This window comes from Bacteroidota bacterium, assembly GCA_020402865.1.
Taxonomy (GTDB): Bacteria; Bacteroidota; Bacteroidia; order Palsa-965; family Palsa-965.
Genome location: JADBYT010000015.1, coordinates 306,449 through 327,039, shown reverse-complemented (window position 1 = coordinate 327,039; position 20,591 = coordinate 306,449). Strand labels below are relative to the sequence as shown.

21 protein-coding genes are annotated in these 20,591 nt (G+C 49.1%); 10 read left to right on the top strand and 11 right to left on the bottom strand.

The window, feature by feature from the left end:
- Nucleotides 1–62 precede the first annotated feature (62 nt).
- Complete coding sequence (locus IM638_12395) at nucleotides 63–1,148, bottom strand: T9SS type A sorting domain-containing protein (GenBank protein ID MCA6363831.1); 1,086 nt, start codon at nucleotides 1,146–1,148, stop codon at nucleotides 63–65.
- A gap of 173 nt (nucleotides 1,149–1,321) precedes the next feature.
- Here IM638_12395 and IM638_12390 point away from each other — a divergent pair, with 173 nt between their 5' ends.
- From IM638_12390 to dnaK, 6 genes are all read left to right on the top strand, one after another.
- On the top strand, nucleotides 1,322–1,969 hold the full coding sequence (locus IM638_12390) for a carboxypeptidase-like regulatory domain-containing protein (protein MCA6363830.1): 648 nt from the start codon (nucleotides 1,322–1,324) through the stop codon (nucleotides 1,967–1,969).
- Nucleotides 1,970–1,995: 26 nt separating this feature from the next.
- On the top strand, nucleotides 1,996–4,506 hold the full coding sequence (locus tag IM638_12385) for a carboxypeptidase-like regulatory domain-containing protein (GenBank protein MCA6363829.1): 2,511 nt from the start codon (nucleotides 1,996–1,998) through the stop codon (nucleotides 4,504–4,506).
- Nucleotides 4,507–4,667: 161 nt separating this feature from the next.
- Complete coding sequence (locus IM638_12380; GenBank protein MCA6363828.1) at nucleotides 4,668–5,222, top strand: sigma-70 family RNA polymerase sigma factor; 555 nt, start codon at nucleotides 4,668–4,670, stop codon at nucleotides 5,220–5,222.
- 4 nt (nucleotides 5,223–5,226) lie between these two features.
- Nucleotides 5,227–6,063: an anti-sigma factor gene (locus IM638_12375; GenBank protein MCA6363827.1), complete on the top strand. Its 837-nt coding sequence runs from the start codon at nucleotides 5,227–5,229 to the stop codon at nucleotides 6,061–6,063.
- A 131-nt stretch (nucleotides 6,064–6,194) separates the two neighbouring features.
- Nucleotides 6,195–7,259: a hypothetical protein gene (locus tag IM638_12370; GenBank protein ID MCA6363826.1), complete on the top strand. Its 1,065-nt coding sequence runs from the start codon at nucleotides 6,195–6,197 to the stop codon at nucleotides 7,257–7,259.
- 201 nt (nucleotides 7,260–7,460) lie between these two features.
- The gene (gene dnaK, locus IM638_12365) at nucleotides 7,461–9,356 is read left to right on the top strand and encodes a molecular chaperone DnaK (GenBank protein ID MCA6363825.1); all 1,896 of its coding nucleotides are present in this window, start codon (nucleotides 7,461–7,463) and stop codon (nucleotides 9,354–9,356) included.
- Between the two features lie 511 nt (nucleotides 9,357–9,867).
- On the opposite strand, the gene IM638_12360 is transcribed toward dnaK, so the two are convergent.
- Entirely contained in the window at nucleotides 9,868–10,359 is a 492-nt protein-coding gene (locus IM638_12360) for a hypothetical protein (protein ID MCA6363824.1), read from the bottom strand.
- A gap of 381 nt (nucleotides 10,360–10,740) precedes the next feature.
- Here IM638_12360 and IM638_12355 point away from each other — a divergent pair, with 381 nt between their 5' ends.
- The 3 genes from IM638_12355 to IM638_12345 all read left to right on the top strand — a co-directional run bounded on the left by IM638_12355 (nucleotide 10,741) and on the right by IM638_12345 (nucleotide 12,641).
- Nucleotides 10,741–11,640 carry a helix-turn-helix domain-containing protein gene (locus tag IM638_12355; GenBank protein MCA6363823.1) on the top strand — a complete coding sequence of 300 codons (900 nt, stop codon included), beginning with the start codon at nucleotides 10,741–10,743 and terminating at the stop codon, nucleotides 11,638–11,640.
- Between the two features lie 24 nt (nucleotides 11,641–11,664).
- Nucleotides 11,665–11,883 carry a DUF4834 family protein gene (locus IM638_12350; GenBank protein MCA6363822.1) on the top strand — a complete coding sequence of 73 codons (219 nt, stop codon included), beginning with the start codon at nucleotides 11,665–11,667 and terminating at the stop codon, nucleotides 11,881–11,883.
- A gap of 392 nt (nucleotides 11,884–12,275) precedes the next feature.
- The gene (locus IM638_12345) at nucleotides 12,276–12,641 is read left to right on the top strand and encodes a DoxX family protein (GenBank protein MCA6363821.1); all 366 of its coding nucleotides are present in this window, start codon (nucleotides 12,276–12,278) and stop codon (nucleotides 12,639–12,641) included.
- A gap of 234 nt (nucleotides 12,642–12,875) precedes the next feature.
- Here IM638_12345 and IM638_12340 read toward each other — a convergent pair whose 3' ends face one another.
- From IM638_12340 to IM638_12300, 9 genes are all read right to left on the bottom strand, one after another.
- Nucleotides 12,876–13,271 (bottom strand): DUF1987 domain-containing protein, encoded by a 396-nt coding sequence (locus IM638_12340; GenBank protein MCA6363820.1) that lies wholly within the window; start codon nucleotides 13,269–13,271, stop codon nucleotides 12,876–12,878.
- 3 nt (nucleotides 13,272–13,274) lie between these two features.
- Entirely contained in the window at nucleotides 13,275–13,814 is a 540-nt protein-coding gene (locus tag IM638_12335) for a hypothetical protein (GenBank protein ID MCA6363819.1), read from the bottom strand.
- Nucleotides 13,815–13,903: 89 nt separating this feature from the next.
- Complete coding sequence (locus tag IM638_12330) at nucleotides 13,904–14,755, bottom strand: FKBP-type peptidyl-prolyl cis-trans isomerase (GenBank protein ID MCA6363818.1); 852 nt, start codon at nucleotides 14,753–14,755, stop codon at nucleotides 13,904–13,906.
- Between the two features lie 27 nt (nucleotides 14,756–14,782).
- Nucleotides 14,783–15,733: an FKBP-type peptidyl-prolyl cis-trans isomerase gene (locus IM638_12325; GenBank protein MCA6363817.1), complete on the bottom strand. Its 951-nt coding sequence runs from the start codon at nucleotides 15,731–15,733 to the stop codon at nucleotides 14,783–14,785.
- A 16-nt stretch (nucleotides 15,734–15,749) separates the two neighbouring features.
- Nucleotides 15,750–16,706, bottom strand: coding sequence for an FKBP-type peptidyl-prolyl cis-trans isomerase (locus IM638_12320; GenBank protein MCA6363816.1), 957 nt, complete (start codon nucleotides 16,704–16,706; stop codon nucleotides 15,750–15,752).
- A 19-nt stretch (nucleotides 16,707–16,725) separates the two neighbouring features.
- Nucleotides 16,726–17,655, bottom strand: coding sequence for an FKBP-type peptidyl-prolyl cis-trans isomerase (locus tag IM638_12315; protein MCA6363815.1), 930 nt, complete (start codon nucleotides 17,653–17,655; stop codon nucleotides 16,726–16,728).
- A 19-nt stretch (nucleotides 17,656–17,674) separates the two neighbouring features.
- Nucleotides 17,675–18,505 carry an FKBP-type peptidyl-prolyl cis-trans isomerase gene (locus IM638_12310; GenBank protein ID MCA6363814.1) on the bottom strand — a complete coding sequence of 277 codons (831 nt, stop codon included), beginning with the start codon at nucleotides 18,503–18,505 and terminating at the stop codon, nucleotides 17,675–17,677.
- Nucleotides 18,505–19,044: an FKBP-type peptidyl-prolyl cis-trans isomerase gene (locus IM638_12305; protein ID MCA6363813.1), complete on the bottom strand. Its 540-nt coding sequence runs from the start codon at nucleotides 19,042–19,044 to the stop codon at nucleotides 18,505–18,507. The genes IM638_12310 and IM638_12305 overlap by 1 nt, the downstream gene beginning before the upstream one ends.
- A gap of 6 nt (nucleotides 19,045–19,050) precedes the next feature.
- A complete protein-coding gene (locus IM638_12300; protein MCA6363812.1) occupies nucleotides 19,051–20,067 on the bottom strand; it encodes a bifunctional oligoribonuclease/PAP phosphatase NrnA in 1,017 nt (338 codons plus the stop codon).
- A gap of 100 nt (nucleotides 20,068–20,167) precedes the next feature.
- Here IM638_12300 and IM638_12295 point away from each other — a divergent pair, with 100 nt between their 5' ends.
- A complete protein-coding gene (locus IM638_12295; GenBank protein MCA6363811.1) occupies nucleotides 20,168–20,587 on the top strand; it encodes a nucleoside-diphosphate kinase in 420 nt (139 codons plus the stop codon).
- The last annotated feature ends 4 nt before the right edge of the window (nucleotides 20,588–20,591 follow it).

The following is a 20,591-nucleotide window of genomic DNA, read 5'->3' as shown; positions in this document are numbered from 1 at the left end:
TGGAAAATACTGAAAAACAGCGATTTAACCTGTTGAAATCACAGCTAATTTAGTAAGCATGCTTATCTCTTCACGAAACATTCGGCCTTTGATGAGCCGTTTTCAGAATGAATACGCACAAGGTAAACGCCCGAATTAAGTGTTGCTACATTGAGTTTTCGGCTCTGAGCGCCCTGAGCCAGCGTACCTGCGTTTTCGGTCCAAACTACCCGTCCGTATAAATCACAGATTTCAATACGCGTCTGCATCTGGGAGGTTTGTGTCCAGAACAGATTCAGTTCATCCTGCGCCGGGTTAGGATACAGTGCGGTTACCACACCAGCCGCACCAGGCTCCACAATACCAACCTGAAATACATTGGCACGCAGACTGTCGCGGTAAATTACATTGGTTACGGTTTCAATATTATTAAACACCTGCGCTTCTACTTCAAGCAGGGCTATTTTACCATTTTGCGAAAGCCACTTGTATTCAACTACTTGCGGACGGGGAAATGTAAATCCGGTGCCGGTGGTATCAAATGAAATTGTATCAACCGCATCAATTACCGAGCGAACGCGGAGTGTTTGAAAGGTGCCAAAAGGTGTGATCAGTGTTCCCCAGCCATCCACACGGTTCACGCGGTGGCGTTCCTGTCCGAAATAAGCCAGCCCGGGCAACTGAAAGGAATAAGCTGCGTCTGAACTGTCGATATTATTATAATTCATGGGAAAACGATAGACGTAATCCGAACTGGTGTAAATAATGGGAATAGAAAAATTACCAAGAGGCGCATAATCGAAACTCGACCCTACCTGACGGTAACCGCTTGAACCGTTTTTGTAGTAATCCACAAAATTGGTGGGAATGGCGCCAATAAACGGAATCGAATCAGGCGATGGGTTGAGTACACCATACGTTGCGGTGAAATTAAATGGCAATGCTGTGGGGGTAGCAAACTCAAGAACCTGCTGCGCATTGGGTGTGAGCGCCGAAAAATTCCAGGTAAAATTGGGGCCGGTTGCTGTGTGATTTACGTTGGCTGTATTGGAGGCATAACTCACCCTGATCGTATCGCCCTGCGAAGGCATATCAGACTGAGTGATGGTAATTTGTCCGAACGCAGCGGAAGCAAGGAACGATGCAAACAGGGTAAAAATGGGTCTCATTGGGAAAAAGTTTGCCACAAGATAGTCATTGCCCGCAAACAGAATACAACCGGAAATCTCAAAAACTCAGTTAGGCAGAAATAAAGCTTATTAACCTAAATAAACAAACTCATATCGAACAGCGACCTTTCTTTTTTCGTAATTTTGAAGCAATGCGGGTATTTCAACTCTTCATGTATTTACTGCTTGCCGGTGCGCTGTCTTCGCTGCATGCCCAGCAGGTGGGTGCCAAAGCTCAAACCAAAGCCGATTCGGTGCGCACAATTATCCAGCTCAGCGGCATGATGGTTGATGCCGACAGTTTGCAGCCCTTACCGTTTGTGGCGGTAGTAATAAAAAACTCAACCCGCGGTGTGTACAGTACGCCTAATGGCTATTATTCATTAGTGGTACAGGAACGCGACACCATCGAATATTTTGCACTTGGCTACAAACGCGGCGTTTTTATTGTGCCCGATACATTTTCGCGCCCCGGCACCGTTACACATGTACAGGCTTTGCGTGCCGATACCATGCTGATGAAAGAGCAGGTTATTTATCCATGGCCCACAAAAGACCAGTTTAAAACGGCTTTTTTATCGCTCGAAGTGCCCGATGATGACCTGGAGCGCGCACGGCAAAACCTTGATGCCCGCACAATGGCTGCAGCAGCCGAAATTGTACGAAACGATGCTACCATGTCGTATAAATATCAGATGCAGCAGCAGGTGAACAAAAATTATTATGCCGGACAGGCAGTGCCCAATAACCTGCTGAACCCGGTAGCCTGGGCCAAATTTATTCAGGCTGCCCGCAACGGTGCATTCAGAAATAACCAATAATCGGGCGTTTTTTGCGTTATTGCCGCGTGAATTTAGTACTCCGTCTTTTCGTTTTCTTCCTTTTTTTGCTGTCTGGCCTTAGTGCCGCCGCACAAACAGCTGTAATTTCCGGTCAGGTCACCGACTCGGCCGGCGTGCCGGCTGAAATGGTGCAGGTATATTGCAAAAACAGTCGTCAGGGCGCCACCACCAGCGTAAAAGGCTATTACATGCTGGCTGTTCCTGCAGGGGTGGCGGATACAATTATTGTACGCGGTGTGGGCTACCGGCCATATACGTTTGTGATCACACCGCAAGACGGCGAAAACATTACACGCAATGTTTCCCTCAGCACCATCAGCCTCGGCACATTTACCAAAACCGAACGCGGTTCAGGCACGGGTATTTTCCTGCCTCCTCGTGTGCCACAGCTTCCCACACCGAATCCCGACATCAGCCAGTTGCTCCGCTTTACCGCCATTGGCGTAAGCTCAAACAACGAACTCAGCAACCAGTATTCGGTGCGCGGCGGCAGTTTCGATGAAAACCTTGTGTATGTAAACGATATTGAAATTTACCGCCCGTTTCTTACCCGTGCAGGCCAGCAGGAAGGCCTTAGCTTCCCGAATGTGGACATGGTGGAGTCTATTTTCTTCTCGGCCGGCGGCTTTGAAGCAAAATACGGCGATAAAATGTCATCGGTGCTGGATGTGAAATATAAACGCCCTTCGAAATTCCGTGGCACGGCCACAGCCAGCCTTCTTGGCGCCAACCTCACACTCGAAGGTTCAACAGCCGATAACCGGTTTACATGGATGTTTGGAGCGCGGCAGAAATCAAACCGCTACCTGCTCAATGCCCTTGATGTGGCCGGCGATTATACCGCCAACTTTACCGACGTGCAGGCCTACCTGACCTGGCAGATGAATGAGCGCTGGTACGTGGATTATCTGGGCAACTACGCCGTAAACCGCTATACCCTTGCACCACAAACGCGCGAAACGGCTTTCGGTACATTGAACAATGCGTTGAAATTTACCGTGTTTTTTGCCGGACAGGAAAACAACCGCTTTCAAACTGTTTTTAATGCCGCCGCATTAAATTACCAGCGCACAATGGGTGAAGACGGAGACCGCATCTTACGCTGGAAATTCATTTTCTCCACCTTCAATACCTACGAAACTGAATTCTTTGATGTGCTTGGTGCATACCGCATCGACCAGCTGGAAGCGGATTTTGGCAAACCCGAATTCGGACAGGTAGCGTTTAATCGAGGGGTAGGCGCATTTCTCAATCATGCACGTAATACGCTGGATGCCTATGTTCACACCGGCGAAGTGAAAGGCTGGTACACCTCACCCCGGCATAGCTTCACCTGGGGCGCAAAAGCAGGCTATGAAATAATTCGCGACGAAATCAGCGAATGGCTTTATGTTGACTCTGTAGATTATTCACTGCCCTACCTCCCCACAAACAGCCTCGATATGCTGGATGTGATTAAAGGTGGGGCCGAAATGATTTCGTGGCGCTTTCAGGGATACGGACAATACCGTTTTTCCGACACACTGGCTGATTCTTCTCTGCTCTCACTCACCCTGGGAGTGCGTAGTAATTACTGGACACAAAACGGCCAGCTGGTGGTGAGTCCGCGTGCGCAACTTTCGTGGACACCGCACTGGAAAGCGGATGTGGTGTTTAAGGCTGCGGGCGGAATTTATAATCAGCCGCCTTTTTACCGCGAAATGCGCAACTACAACGGCGCACTGAACCGCAAACTTAAAGCACAGCAGTCGGTGCATGCCGTAGTAGGCAGCGACCTGGTTTTTAAAGGCTGGGGGCGGCCGTTCCGTTTCATTGCAGAGGCCTATTACAAATATCTCGACAACCTTGTGCCTTACGACATGGTGGACGTGCGTTTGCGTTATTACGGCGAAAACCTTGCCTATGGCTATGCCTACGGTATCGACCTGAAACTGAACGGCGAATTTGTGCGCGGCACCGAATCGTGGGTAAACCTCTCGCTGCTGCGCACACGCGAAAACCTCTACAACGATTTCTATTACATCCTGCTCAACAGCGATGGCGACACGATAATACCCGGCTACACATTAAACAACATTCCCACCGACACCATTACCATTAATCCCGGCTTTATTCCCCGTCCAACCGATCAGACACTTACGTTCTCTCTCTATTTTCAGGACTACCTGCCCAAGCTGCCCGACTGTAAAATGAATATAGGTCTGATTCTTGGTACCGGCCTGCCTTTTGGTCCGCCCACACGCGAACGATACAAATCAGTGTTCCGCTACCCGCCTTACCGTCGTGTGGATATTGGTTTCTCGTATCAGATTATCAAGGAAGATAAACCGTTGAAAAATTCAAATCCTTTCCATCATATAAAATCGCTCTGGGCAGGACTTGAAGTGTATAACCTGCTGCAGGTAAACAACACGGTTTCTTATTTCTGGGTGAAAGATGTAACCGGCCGCAGTTATGCCGTACCCAACTATTTAACCGCAAGGCAGATCAGTTTGCGCATGATTATGCACTTTTAATTCGCAGATAATAACCTGGTGTATTGCGTTGAAACAGCTTCGCATTGAATAACCGGTAAATATCATTTAATACGATCAAAACGAATTAAACAAAAGGTATCCGCTCTCATATTTGCATGATGTAACAATACCTCGTACTTTCGCAACACGCAAAAAAAATTTTGGGAACACGCGCCATACTTCCTCCCGAACCTGTGCTGGTTGATCTGCTGAAAAAGCGGGACGAAAGCGGGCTGCGTTTACTTTACGATTATTATTCTCAGGCATTGTACGGCGTAATCTTCCGCATTGTGGCCGAACAGGAAATGGCCGAAGACCTGTTGCAGGATGCTTTTGTAAAAATCTGGAAGAATATTGATAGTTACGATGCCTCAAAAGGGCGTTTATACACCTGGCTGCTCAACATTGCCCGTAACACAGCCATAGATGCCACTCGCTCCAAAGCATTCCGAGACGGTAGCCAAATCCAATCCATCAACGATAACGTATATAGTGTTGACCGCAAACACAACAGTGTAACTGGTGTAGATCATATTGGATTAAGTAAAGTACTGGATCAGCTTAAACCGGAGCAACGACAGTTGATTGATCTGCTTTACTTTGGTGGCTACACCCAGTCGGAAGTGGCAGAAGAGCTTTCGATACCGCTTGGCACCGTGAAAACCCGTGTAAAAGCGGCAATGACACGTTTGCGTCAATTATTACAAGGAGGTTAATGCCGTGGATGCTCAGGAACTCATAGAATCAGGACTGCTGCACGTATATGTGCTTGGCGCAGCCACCGCGGAAGAAAGCCGTGAGGTGGAGCGTATGGCTGCGCAGTTTGAGGAAGTGCGTGCCGAACTCGACCGACTTCAGCTTGAAACGGAAGCTTATGCGGGCATGCACGGCGTGAGCCCGCGCCCCGAACTGCGCGAACAAATTATCAGTCATGTGCTTGGCCACGAAGCAGCGCCTGCACAAAGCAGCAATGTAATTCCCCTTCACGCCGCTCAAGCTCCCGCACGTATCTGGAAAGCCGTGGCAGCTTTGGCCGGAGTGCTGCTGGCCGGAAGCATTACCCTCAACATTATTCACCACAACAACCTGCAGCAGGCCGGGCGTCGTATTGCCGATCTGGAAAACCAGAACGCAACCGTTGCCCAGCAGGCCGTGAATAACAAACAGCGTGTCGATTCGCTGCAAAATATGTACACGGCCTATCACAATCAGCATCAGGCCACCATTACCGAACTTTCTACACTTTACCGCCCCTCTGTAATTTCCCTCCGTTCAAAAGACAACAGCCAGCAAGCCGTACTTTTCTGGTGCAGCCGCTCCAAAACCGTGTGCGTGGATCCGGGCACGCTGGCAAACACGCCATCCGACAAACAATATCAGCTCTGGGCCATTGTAAACGGCAAGCCGGTTGATGCAGGTGTGTTTAATGCTTCGCTCAACAACCAGCTTCAATTGTTAAAAATTATTCCCGAAGCCGATGCCTTTGCCATTACCCTCGAAAAACAAGGCGGGGCGACGGCTCCGGAAGGCCCCATGGTGGCCATTACCAACTTGTAACCATCCCGGTTATCAGCCAGAAACAGCCACCTGTGAACTGACTTTTCCACTTGCCACATAATCAGACTCAGGACTGACGAAAAAACTGTAAGTTTGCCCGTCACATCCCAAACTGTGGCTTTTCTGCTGATATGAAAAAGCTGTTTCTATTTATCCTTACCGTTCCTGCACTGTTCTGGACCTGCAGCACAGAGGTTGACCTGCTTGCCGATTACAAGGAAATTCCGGTTGTTTATTGCCTGCTCGACCAGACTCAGCCCAAACAGTATGTGCGGATTCAGAAAGCGTTTCTCGGGCCCGACAATGCGCTTTCCATGGCACAGGAAATGGATTCTATTTTCTATGCCACTCAGCTTAATGTGGTGATTGAAGAATGGAACAACAACACGCTCACTAACTCGTGGACGTTGCAAACCGATACCATTCCCTCACGCGATCCCGGTCTTTTTTACTCCGGCGCTTACGTTATTTATTCGCTCAACACCACCACAGGCATGCTTAACTCAAACCGCACCTACAAGCTGCGCGTCCGTTTTGCATCCGACCCCAACAAAGAGGCTTTCAGCACAACCGTACTTGTAAAAACATTCAACTTTGCCCCTGTTACCGCCAATGCCAATTCGGTGCAGATTGTGAAGTCAACACCATCTACCCGCGTTTCCGTGAGCTGGAATCCCTCCGCTACCGGCAGTTTTTATCAGGCCGCGCTGCGCTTCCACTACCGCGAACAGGATATCAACGGTAATGTGTCTTTTAAATCCACACCTGAGTGGATATTCGGTTCGCTCGAACAGGCTCCCGGCGCCGTAAATGCGCTCGCACTCACCTATGGTCCTGACGACTTTTACCGCTTTCTTGTACAAAGCATCCCCAATGATCCGAACGTGGTTTGGCGCGATGGCGATTCTATCTCCTACACCATTTATGCTGCCGGAGAGGATCTTTACACCTACATGCGTGTAAACAGCCCCTCCTCCTCTCTGGTACAGGAACGCCCCAGCTATTCAAACATCTTGATTCCCGGCGATGAAGCCGGCACTACCCAAATGGCGGTAGGCGTTTTTGGCTCACGCACAAAAATTACCAAACGCAACATTCAGATTACACAGCTTACTCAGGATACGCTTTCTCGCGGCTATATTTCCTGCGGACTGAAATTCAGAGACCGCAATGACGCCGTGCTCGGCTGTCAGTAAGGTAACCATATAACCTGCCAATTACTGCCCGGACAAACCCTTGTCCGGGCAGTTTTGCATTGATGATACGTCATTTTGGCAGTAAATGAGCGGATGAAGACGGCATTTTGGCAAAAAAAACGCTTCAAAAGGGCATGGCATAGGAATTGACTTTAGGCAGGCACATACATCACTAAGCACTAAACATTAACTTATTCCGTCATGGGCAAAATTATTGGTATTGACCTGGGCACCACGAACTCCTGTGTGGCTGTAATGGAAGGCAATGAACCTGTTGTAATAGCAAACAACGAAGGTCGCCGTACTACCCCGTCAATCGTAGCTTTTATTGATAACGGCGAGCGCAAGGTTGGCGATCCGGCTAAACGCCAGGCCATCACCAATCCACGCAAAACCATTTATTCCATTAAGCGTTTCATGGGGCATCTTTTTAACGAAGTTGCTACTGAAACGGGTCGCGTACCTTACTCTGTTGTAAAAGGAGAAAACAACACGCCCCGCGTTGAAATAGACGACCGCAAATATACCCCGCAGGAAATTTCGGCCATGATTCTTCAGAAAATGAAGAAAACAGCCGAAGATTACCTCGGTACCGAAGTAACCGAAGCGGTAATTACCGTGCCGGCCTACTTCAATGATGCCCAGCGTCAGGCCACCAAAGAAGCCGGTGAAATTGCCGGACTCAAAGTGCGCCGTATCATTAACGAACCTACTGCGGCTGCCCTGGCCTACGGCCTCGACAAGAAGAACAACGACATGAAAATTGTGGTGTTCGACTGCGGCGGTGGTACACACGACGTTTCCGTGCTTGAACTTGGCGACGGCGTATTTGAAGTAAAAGCAACTGATGGCGATACACACCTCGGTGGCGACGACTTCGACCAGAAAATTATCGACTGGCTGGTGGCCGAATTCAAATCCGAAAACGGCGGCCTCGACCTTACTAAAGATCCGATGGCGCTGCAGCGTTTGAAAGAAGCGGCAGAAAAAGCCAAAATCGAACTCTCCAGCTCGAATACCACCGAAATCAACCTGCCTTACATTATGCCGGTTGATGGTATTCCCAAACACCTTGTGCGCAGCCTTACACGCGCCAAGTTTGAGCAGCTGGTTGATGATCTCATCCGCCGCACCATTGAGCCCTGCAAATCGGCCCTCAGCAATGCCGGCCTCAGTGTAAACGACATTAACGAAGTAATTCTTGTGGGTGGTTCCACACGTATTCCCGCTATTCAGGAAGCCGTTACCAAATTCTTCGGTAAATCACCCTCAAAAGGTGTAAACCCCGACGAAGTGGTTGCCGTGGGTGCAGCCATTCAGGGCGGTGTGCTTACCGGAGAAGTAAAAGATGTGCTGCTGCTCGACGTTACTCCGCTTTCATTAGGTATCGAAACCTATGGCGGTGTAATGACCAAACTCATCGAGGCTAACACCACCATTCCCACCAAGAAGTCAGAAACCTTCTCTACCGCGTCTGATAATCAGCCTTCGGTAGAAATCCATATCCTTCAGGGCGAGCGCCCCATGGCCGCACAAAACCGCACCATTGGCCGCTTTGTACTCGACGGAATTCCGGCCGCGCCGCGTGGCGTGCCGCAAATTGAAGTGGCGTTTGATATTGATGCAAACGGCATTCTCAACGTGTCGGCCAAAGACAAAAACACAGGCAAACAACAGAACATCCGCATCGAAGCCAGCTCTGGTCTTTCTAAAGACGAAATTGAGCGTATGAAGAAAGAAGCCGAGATGAACGCCGAAGCCGACAAGAAGGCCCGCGAAGAAGTGGAAAAACTCAATCAGGCTGACTCGCTCATCTTCCAGGTAGAAAAGCAGCTGAAAGAGTTTGGCGATAAAATCCCGGCCGATAAAAAACAGCCCATTGAGGATGCACTTGCTGCACTTCGCACGGCACACACCAATAAAGATTTCCCTGCCATCGACACGGCAATGGCCAATCTCCAGCAGGTGGCTCAGGGTATGTACGAAGCCATGCAGCAGCAAGGCGGCGATACCGGAAATCCCGAGGGCGGAAACCCGCAGGGCGGCGATGCCGAAGTAACGGATGTGGATTTTGAAGAAGTGAAAGACACCAAGTAATCGTCTTGTATCAATAGCAAGCGCGGCAGTCGGTAATGATTGCCGCGCTTTTGTTTTCCGGTGGCTTCGATAAACTCAGCCACCGGAAAACAATAGGGTTAAGCTATTCAATCTGTCGAAATTATTTGACTCAATGCTTCCATTGCTGGTGATTGATTCACCGCAGGCATGCGAGGATCAAAATCACCGGCGGCAGTGCTTACACTGCGTTGATTGATTCACCGCAGGCATACAGGATCAAAATCACCCGCCTCAATGCTTACACTGCCGGTGATTGATTCACCGCAGGCATGCAGGATCAAAATCACCCGCCTCAATGCTTCCATTGCCGGTGATTGATTCACCGCAGGCATGCAGGATCAAAATTACCCGCCTCAATGCTTCCATTGCCGGTGATTGATTCACCGCAGGCATGCAGGATCAAAATCACCCGCCTCAATGCTTACAATTCCGGTGATTGAGTTCCCAGAGGCATACGAGGATCAAAATCACCGTCGGCGGTGCGTGATGGCTACTCCTCACTATCATCCTCAAAATCAAAATCCTCATCTTCATCATCACCCTCTTCTGCCACAGGCAGCGGTAATTCCTGCGGCCATTCGTGTTGAAGAATATACACGCCGGGCTGCGGACTCACGGCCGGTTTTGTATCACTCACAAACACAAAAAAGCGAATATCGCCGTTGGGGCGCTCTGACTTTTTGGTGTCTTTTACATATTTACGCGAAAAGGCAAACTGTGTAACTGAATCATCGGCATGATGACAATCAACCACCATCATACCCGGGATTTCGATGCAAAATTCACTGGTGCCACGCCAGCCACGAAGTTCGTAAGGCACATTGTTGCGAACCTTAAAGGCTGACACATCGGCTTTTACAGCAAATTCGTCTTCCCAGTTGTAGTGCATGTTATCCGCACTTTCTTTTCCGTCGTTGTATTTATCCGCAATATCCTGACGAAAACGGGCGTTTACTTCTTTAACAATTACAGTTACTTTCATCGTAATGCGAAGGTAAGAAGCTATACGGTTTATTCATTTAGCGCCTGTGTATAATTTGTTTTCGAGATTTTGAGCACATTTTTCCTCAGACAAGGCGTGTTTTGCAGGCGATCCTTGGAGAGGATCGACAAAAAACAGAACGCAGGATGAGGGAAAATGAGCCGAAACAAAGCCAAAGGATGAATTTTAAACAGGCTCTTAAAAGTATGCGAATGAAAAAAATCTCCTCTCCTCCCCTCTTTTTCACACTCATTTCGGGTAAACGCAATTAACCCGTTCAGTCATTCCTCGAATTATTACTGAATTTTGGCTGCTGTTTCTGGCGAAACAGCTGGCTACTATTAATTACATGTTGTTACATTTTTGCTAATTTCGGTTATCATGGCAAATATCCCATTTACACAGATTCCGTTAAACGAATTTCATCCCGGTGAAGAAGACCTCCCAGCATTCCGCTACTTTGAACTGGGCGAATACAATCAGGACTACGTTACTTCCGAGCCACACCGGCACGGTTATTACGAGATATTTTTGTTTGAAGAGGCAGAAGGCACACACATGATTGATTTTGAGCCCTACCCGATCAATTCGCACAGCCTGCATTTTGTATCGCCGGGGCAGGTGCATCTGCTTAATCGTACGGGAAGCACGCGGGGGAAAGTGCTGCTGTTTACCGAAGCCTTTTTTTACTTCGACAGCATGAGCCGTGATTTTCTGCGGGGTATGTCGTTTCTTGATATCGACAGCCGCGACCGGATGCTGAAGTTAGATGCGGGAATGAAGGAATGGGTAAAAAATATATTCATCCACATTAAAACTGAATATCAGTCTGACGATCCCAACCGCGAAGGAATTATCCGAAGTTATATCAATATACTGCTGCTGCGCTGCAAATCAAAATTCCCGGAACGGCTGAAACCTGCGCGCGAAGCAGGCGTACATCTGGTGGTACAGTTCCGCAATCTTATTGATGCACACTTCACCACCACACACCGTGTAAGCGATTATGCCGAAAAACTATCCGTATCGGCCAACCATCTGAATGATGTGGTGAAAAAAAGCACCGGTCGCACAGCGGGCGATCTGATACAGGAACGGGTAATACTGGAAGCCCGGCGGCTGATGCTCTATTCCCTTGCATCGGCCAAAGAAATAGCCTACACCATAGGCTTTCACGACCCGGCCTATTTCAGCCGCTTTTTCAAACTCCACACCGGCCTCTCACCCGACGAGTACCGTGCAACAGAACGCCTCAGACACGGCCTTGTGGCGAAGAACTGATTTTTTGCGGTACATTTGCAACACATGCAGGAACTGTTTTATACCCTACTTGTAGGCTGGATTTTGTGGCGGATACTTAGTCCCTCACGCAGTGGCAATGCGCCTAGCAGCGGTCAGTATTACTACCAGCAAAATACACATCACCACCATCACAATCAGGATAAAACACAAAAGCCGCAAAACGCATCGAAAAAAAGCAACGATGACGATGGCGACTATGTGGATTACGAAGAGGTAAAATAAGCCGCCTTAACACTAATTAACAGTGTTTGCAAGGCTTTCGGAGGTATCAGAAGCTCACTTTTTACCACTTATCCGGAATTCATCCCCACCTGTTAATTAAACCTGCCGCTTGTAAAAGGGCACTTGATCAAGGTAGTTTGCAGGTGTAAGTTTGTATCATTCTGGTTAAGGTGTTTGACTGATTTACGCCGCACCCCGGTTACACGGGCTTCCACGCGGGTTTATCAGCAAAAAAAATCGAAACTGCCACGGCTTCCCAGGCTTAGTGGCAGTTTCTCTTTTATGCCCGCTTCGTGTGCTAACAACCTTTTTTCCAATTATCACGAAATAAACAGCATCATTTCAACCTTGAAAGGTTACTCATTAAATTGCAACGCATAAACCACACCGCCATGAAAAAAATCAAACTTGCCTACTGGATTATTACCTCACTCTTTGCAGCCTTTATGCTCTTCAGTGCAATACCAGACATAATGCTTGACCCGGAAGCCGTTACATTTATTACCGCACTGGGATATCCCGAGTACTTTATTGTATTTATTGGTATTGCCAAAGCGGCAGGAGCTATTGCCATTCTTATTCCACAATTTAAACGAATCAAGGAATGGGCCTATGCCGGATTGTTCTTCGATCTTCTGGCGGCTGCTGTTTCGATTATTGCCACGCAGGAATTGAATGCAGGTATTGTGGTTATTCTGCTGCCGGTGGCATTTTTGTTTGCATCCTATTTCCTCTGGCATAAACTCCAAAAATCATAAATAGGCTTTCAAAACAAAAAGCAACGGCCGGAACTGATTCCGGCCGTTGCTTTTAAAGAAAAGAATAATGTCTTAGAGCCTGTTAGGGAATTTTCTTTTTAATGATTTCGCGTCTTTTTTGATTGCTTTTCGTTGCTTTTTCTCAGAGACCTTCCATGTATCTGTTCAAAAAGCGCCTCAATCAATCCAAAAATCCATCAAAATCAAAGCAGAACAAAATTATCTGACAGGCTCTTAATAATCGCCTTCTGTGAAGCTGATATAGCGGAAGGGCACATCGAGAATGAGCGACATTTCTTCGCCTTTATCAATAAGATCTTCGTCCTCCTCGTTGTAGTACCATTCAATATTGACTTCGGTGCCCTTTTCGCGGATGCGAAGCAGTTTTGAAAATATGGTAAGCAGCGAACGGATAGTACCCGTGTTGAGGTGTTCGAGTCTTATTTTCAAATTCACCGGTTTGGATGTACCCACGGCCACCAGATTTTCCACCCATTTATCGAGCGGATGAAAGTACGAGGAGGCATCGGGTGGAATTGAACGACCACGGATCAGGTAAATTCCGTTTGCCTCATCGAAATGAATTTCGGGCGTACTGCGGGTTTCTGGTATGTGCAGTTTGGGAATCATGGCTCAGGCTAATGAGATTTCTATTTCTAAAGCAAAGAAAGTGTATTGCTGATTAAGCGTTACAAACTTGTATTTGAGCGGCGTATCAGACGAACGGGCCATTTCAATAAGCCCGAGACCTGCACTTGTACGACTTTGATCGTGAAGTGTGGCTTCCATCTGGTGGATGTACATTTCTTTGAGTTGCGCGCTGTTGCTTTCTGAAATGCGGGCAAGGCGGCTTTGCAGTTTCTCCACATTGCTGTTGAGCATCACATTGCCGCAACGCAGCAGCCAGTTGGTGGTAGTTAATCGCTGCATGAGGACAACCGCTTCCGGGTAACCTGTAAGGTTGTGCGGCGTGTAGTTGCGAATATTCTGAAGGGCTTCTATTAACGTTTGCATGAAACGACGCCTTGCAGGCCTGCTCAGGCTCTGGAAAAAAGGACGAGCATCAAGCAATGCAATAAAGGAATCGATAAAGCCATCGTTTACCTGCCCCAGATAAAACCAATCGGTCATCGGGTCAGTTAACAGGGCTTTTACATCAGCTTCATTCAGCATAGGCGCTTGCAAGGGGCCAAATGGGGATCATTCAGCTAAAGGCCAAATATAAGGCTTTTTATACGGCAACAGGAGTTTGCCACTAGTCCTTACTGCGCGCTGAGCAGATCCACGTCGAAAATTAACGTGCTGTTGGCCGGAATCGATCCCATTGCGCGGTTGCCGTATGCCAGGCCGGGCGGAATGATAAACTGGGCCTTTTCACCCACACGCATCAGAGCCAGACCTTCGTCCCAGCCTTTTATCACCTGCCCCTTTCCAAGCATTACCTGAATCGGTGCGCCGTTCTCGAACGAAGAATCAAACATTTTGCCATCTGTAAGGTAACCGCTGTAATTTACTTTTACGCGCTGACCGGGCTTGGCAAGGGGATTTTCGGGATGTTTTTCGAAAAACACAATCTTGAGCCCCGAAGCCGTGGTTACGGTGTCCATACCTTTCGCATCACGCTTTACGGGAGGAGGCTGTACATCGAGCACTTCTATTTCGAAAACGAGTGTGCTGTTGGCCGGAATATTTGGCATTTGCTGCGCGCCATAGCCCAGTTCGGGCGGAATACGCAGTGTTACTTTATCACCTGCACGCAGCAGCGCACCGGCTTCGTCCCAGCCTTTAATTACACGGCCTGCGCCTACTTTGTAGGTGAAAGGTGTATTGCCATGACGCGAAGAAGCATCAAAAACGGTATCGTTGGTGAGCTTGCCTGTGTATAATACGGTAAGGCGGTAACCAGAACCAGCCTGCGGGCCATTGCCTTTGGCGGTAATGGTATATTCGAGCCCCGATGCGGTTTTAATGGTTTTAGGCTTGCGTACTTTCTTGCTTTTGTATTTACGCTCGGGTTCTTTGGCGGGCTCGCCGCCGTTAAATGCAAATGCTGCACCGGTTGCAGCACCGGCCACTAAAAGAAGGCTCACAAAGCCAATCAGAAATCGTTTCATAGGTTATCAGGTTAAATAGATTCGTTATCAGTTTCGGGTGCCGGAGTCGGTAATTTTGAGTTCTACTTCATACACCAGCGGTTTCCAGGGAGGGATGTTTCCTGCTCCTTTTTCGCCGTAGGCCTGCTCGGGCGGAAGAATAAACAGCGATTTACCACCGTCTTTCATACGCAGGATACACTCGGTAAAACCGGGAATCATCCCCCTTCCGGCCACAAATACCAGTGGTTTTGCACCGGGCTTTCCGATGTTTGTATCAAACACACGGCCGTCGGTAAATGTTCCTTTGTACATCACCGAAACTTTCATGCCGGGCATTACGCGCAATCCTTTGCCGGGAATAAGTTCCTTGTAGTAAATACCGTTACGGTCAGGCTGCAGGTCAGAAAGATTATTGTCGGTGAGATAGGTCTGAATATCGGCAAGGGCTTTGGCACGTAGGGCCGCAGGATCGTTACGCTGCGCTTTTTCCCTGCGCATCTGTTCCATGCGGGCGGGAGTGTACACACTGTCGATGCGGATGTAAAAGCCAATGTAGGGCAACGTATCAAATTCCGCCGCCAGCGGTACCGGATCAATAAGATGCCGGTTCAGGCTGTATTTTTTGAGTGTATCTGTACAGATGAAAAAGCAGGCACTGTCGCCGCTGTGCAGCTGTTTCATTACGTCGGCATAATCACCGGCAAAACGGGCAAAGTTAAATTTCAGCGGCATCGGGGCATTGTGATTTGCGGCGGAATAATCCACAATGGTTTTACCGTTAGGAGCCGCCACGCGGAGTTTTGCAAACACCATGCTGCCAGCCGGAATGCTGTCGGCTGTTTCGCCGGGGCGAATTACACGCAGCCATGTGTTTGGGCTAAGCGGTGAATAACCTTCGAGAAAAGCAGGCACCGTTTTTTCTGCAGGCACGGCAAAACGTAATCCGGCATAACAAACCACCGCAGCAAACAACACGGTTTGAAGAGACTGTTTCATGCCGCGCAGATGCTGTTTATTTCCCCGAACTCACTATTTTGAGTTCCACTACAAACACCAGCGCACTGTAGGGCGGAATAGCGCCGTTTTGCTGATCGCCGTAGGCCAGTTCGGGTGGAATAATGAATACCGATTTGCCGCCGTCTTTCATACGCAGAATGCAATCGGTAAATCCGGGAATCATTTGCTGACCGGCAATAAATTCCATAGGCATACGGTTGGGGCCGGCCAGATTGGTATCAAAAATCAGCCCGTTAGTAAGCATGCCTTTATACCACACAGATACTTTTGTGCCGGGTGTAACCTGTGCGCCGGTGCCGGGAATAAGCTCTTTATAATAAATTCCTTTGGTATCGGGCTTCAGATCGCTCATTTCGTTAACCGCAAGATACCAGAGTACATCATTGCGGCTTTTTTCCTTCATGGCTTTTTGTTGCTCCGTTTGCTGGCGCTGCATCACTGCCATTTTCTGGTCCATTGCAGCTTTTGTGTACACACTGTCAACTCTTACCCGGAAGCCCACAAATTCAAGTGAATCATCTTTGGGCGAAAGCGGAAAATCGTTGCCGGCCGGAGTACGGAAGTATTTCTTGATCGAATCAAGCACCATGTAAAACGTGGCGCTGTCGCCCGTGTTGAGGTGCATGAGCACATCGAGAAAATCGCCTTTGAAACGAGGTTTTTCAAACTGCACAGCCACCTGCTGCCCGCCACGTTGCGCATTGTAGTCGGCCAGTACTGAATCGCGGTGGTCGATTAGTTTGAGTTTCATAAACGCCACACCGCCCACACCGGCCGAATCGACTTTAGGCCCGGCTTTGTGCATTTTCAGCCAGGTAGCGGGAGCTATCTGCTGGTAGCCTTTCAGAAACTTCCGGCTCTGTTTGCCCTTGTCTTTACCGGCAAACGACCAGTTCAAAGCCGCAAGCAGCGCAAGTGTAACAATTACAAACAGAGCCGGAATACGTTTCATGTGAAAGTGATTTACTTAATTATTTACCGGCAGCCGGTTTTGCATTTTCAATTTTGATTTCCACTTCAAACACCAGCGGCTCGTAAGGCGGAATTCCCTGCGAACCCATATCGCCGTAAGCTTGAGACGAAGGAAGAATGAACAGCACGCGGCTGCCGTCTTTCATACGCAGAATGCAATCGGTAAAGCCCGGAATCATTTGCTGACCGGCAGTAAAACGCATCGGTTCGGGTGCTTCAAAGTTGCCGTCAAACATACGGCCGTCGGTGAAAGTACCTTTGTAACGGGCTGCTACCTGCATGCCTTCGGCAACCTGCTTACCTGTACCGGGCTTGATTACTTTAAAATAAATGCCTTTTTCATCGGGCTTAAGGTCGGTGAGTTTGTTGTTTGTAAGGTAACTCTGAATTTTACCGGCTTCCGCATTCTTCGCATCATCAATCATTTTCTGCTGCTTATCCTGCATCTCCTTAATCTTCTTCTCAGTATAAGCTTTGGTGTAAATGCTGTCCACCTTCACGCGGAAACCAATGTATTTCAACGAATCGTATTTCGGTTCAAGCGGGAATTCATTCTGCTCGCCTTTACGGAAATACTTTTTAATTGTATCAAGGTTTACAAAAAACGTGGCACTGTCGCCTTTGTGCAGGTGTGCAATAATATCCAGAAAATCGCCTTTAAAACGAGAGGGCTCCAGACGCATCGGTACCGACTGCTCGCCGCGTGCCGCATTGAAGTCCTGAATCACCGAATCGAGCGGGGTAATCAGTTTCAACTGAAGGAAAGCCACACCACCCTGTCCGGCCGTGTCTTTTCCATCGCCTTTTTTATGAAACTTGATGTAGGTAGAGGGCGTTTGTTTTTCGAAGCCCGGGAAAGGACCACCTTCGGTGCACGAAACGGCGGCTACTGAAACTGCTGCAAGTGCAGCAAACAGGACATTTTTCATTGATTGAATTAGGAAATATTTATTCTGCAGATAAAAATTCGAGTTCATACACCACGGGCGTATGTGGCGGAATGAGTCCGGTGCTTGAGCCACCATTCCCAAAAGCCAGCGCCGAAGGTAGGACTATTTTTGCTTTTCCGCCCGTTTTCATACCACGCAATGCACGGGTTAATCCGGGAATTAACTGTCCTTCGCTCCCCCAGCTGAAAGCCACACCCTTTTCGCCGCTGGCATTATTATCAAACACACGTCCGTTTAAAAAGCTGCCGGTATAGCGCACGGTAACGGTTTTAGCGCCTGAAGCGGTGCGCCCGCTGCCTGCACTTACCGGAATAAATACCATGCCCGTACTGTCGGGTTTTGCGGCAATTTTCTGACGGCTGAGGTAACGGGCAATGAGAATTTGTTCGTCGGCGTCGGTGTCGGTTTGGGTAATGCGTTTGTTGTACTCGGCTTCGGAGAGGATGCGCACCAGGCGTATATTCATTTGCATCATGCCGGTATCGGGCATGCCGGGCAGACGTAAATCGCCGCCGGGGAGCAAAATGGCGGCGCTGTCGCCTTCGTGCAGCATAGCCAGATGTTTGTTCCCTGCAAACGGCATGAGCACGGTGCCACGGGCACTTTGCAGCTCCGAATCGAAAAATACCGTGCCGTTGAAGCTGTTGCGCATGCGTACTTCAATGAAATCGTTTTCGCCGGGTTGCTTTTCAGCCTCGCCGGGTTCAATGAGTTTCCAGTACACTTCTTCGCCGGCTTCGCTGTAGCCGGGATATTTCGACGATTCGTTGCCACAGGCAGCAAGCAGCGTAACTACACAGAAAAAAAGCGGGAGAGAATAAAATCGCATTACTCGGGCTGGGAGATTTTTAAAAGTTCAAGTTCACACACCAGCGAGGCCAGCAGCGGTATTTTGGCATTGTCGCCCGTAAGTCCGTGTGCAAGATGCGAGGGCAGCACAAACCGCATTTTATCGCCGGTGTGCATCAGCTGCACGCCTTCGTGTATGCCGGGCTCCACATCATCGCGCCCAATTACAAAACTCCGCGAGCCGTCTTTGTCAGACGTGTAGCACACCGTGCCGTCCATGAGTTTAATGGTGTAATACACTTTGGCAATCTGGCCGGGTTGGGCGGTTTGCGTGCCGCTGCCTTTTTTGAGCAGCATCCAGCGCAGGCCCGATGCCGTGGTTTCCATTGTCCAGCCCTGACGGCGGATGTACTGGTCTATTTCGTCGGCCTGCCGCTGCCTGTCCCACGTGTGCATTTTCACTGATCCGTCGCGCATCTGCTTTTCAGTAAGCGGCCGGCGGCGCTGCACAGGCTTATCTTCCGAGCAGGCAGCAACCAGTGCGGAGAGCGCAAGCAGTAACACACCAATGCGTTTCATGGTTGTTTAGGCTTTGTTTAATGCTGCAAGATACTTCGGAAGCAGCTTTCTGAACTTAGAAACGGTATCGTTTAACGAAAGTTGTGAAGCCCCGCCGGCCGCATTCACATGGCCGCCGCCGCTGAAGTTCTCGCGCGCAAACACATTCACATCAAACTTCCCTTTCGAGCGGAACGAACATTTTATAATTCCGTCGCGCTCGGCAAAAAAGGCCGAAAACACAATGCCGCGCATGGTAAGGCCATAATTCACCAGCCCTTCCGTATCGCCTTTCTGGAAATGAAAACGCTCATGCTCTTCGTGGCTCAGCGCAAAAAACGCCGTGCGGAATTCGGGCAGCACCACCAGCTTTTCGCTCAACGCATAACCCAACAGACGGATCCGGTTTTCGGTATTATCGTCGTAAATGCGGTTGTGATTCAGTGCATTTTCTGCGCCAGCCTCCATAAGCCGCTGCACTACGGCATGCGTACGCGCGGTTGTGGCCGGAAAACGAAACGAGCCCGTATCGGTCATTATACCTACGTAAAGGCAGTTGGCTATGTGTTTATCCACCAGCTTTTCATCGCCCATGAGCGACATAAACTCGTAAATGAGTTCGGCGGTGGAGCTGGCTTTTACCTCGTGCAGGCTGAAGCGGGCAAAAGCATCAGGTTGGGGGTGATGGTCGATAAGCACTTTGGGCGCCTGACTTTCGGCCACCAGCTTGCCCAGTACGTTTATGCGTTTGAGATCATTAAAATCGAGACAGAAAATGAGCGAGGCTTTGGCTATGAGCCTGGCCGCCTTGGCCGGATTGCGCTGGGCATCGGTAACCTGTTTGTGGCCGGGCATCCAGTGCAGAAATTCGGGATAATCGTTGGGCGTTACCACGTTTACACTGTGCCCCTTTTTGCGCAGGTAATGCCAAAGCCCCAGCGAGGAACCAATAGCATCGCCATCAGGCGACCAATGTGTAACAATTACAATTTGCTGCGGCTGGGCAAGCAGGCGTTTAAGCGCGGTTTTTTCGGCAGGCTTCACAAGGTGGAATTAAGCCGTAAAAATAACAGTAAATGTGCATAAACACTCAAAAACCACTATCTTTGCACGCCTTTTTGAAAAGGCATCAACAAAAACTACTATGGCAGGCAACAAAACTTTCACCATGATCAAGCCCGATGCTACGGGCAACAACCACATTGGCCCCATTCTGGCGCAGATTAACGAAGCCGGTTTCCGCATTGTGGCCATGAAATACACCCGCCTCACTCCCGAAGCGGCTGGCAAATTTTACGAAATCCACAAAGAACGCCCCTTCTACGGCGAACTGGTTAGCTATATGTCGTCTGGCCCCATCGTGGCTGCTATTCTTGAAAAAGACAATGCCGTAGCCGATTTCCGTACACTCATCGGCGCTACCGATCCTGCCAAAGCCGAACCCGGAACAATCCGCGCACGCTTTGCCACTTCAATTGCGGCCAATGCCATTCACGGCTCAGACAGCGATGAAAACGCCGCTATCGAAGGCAATTTCTTCTTCTCGCAACTCGAGCGATTCTAAGCGT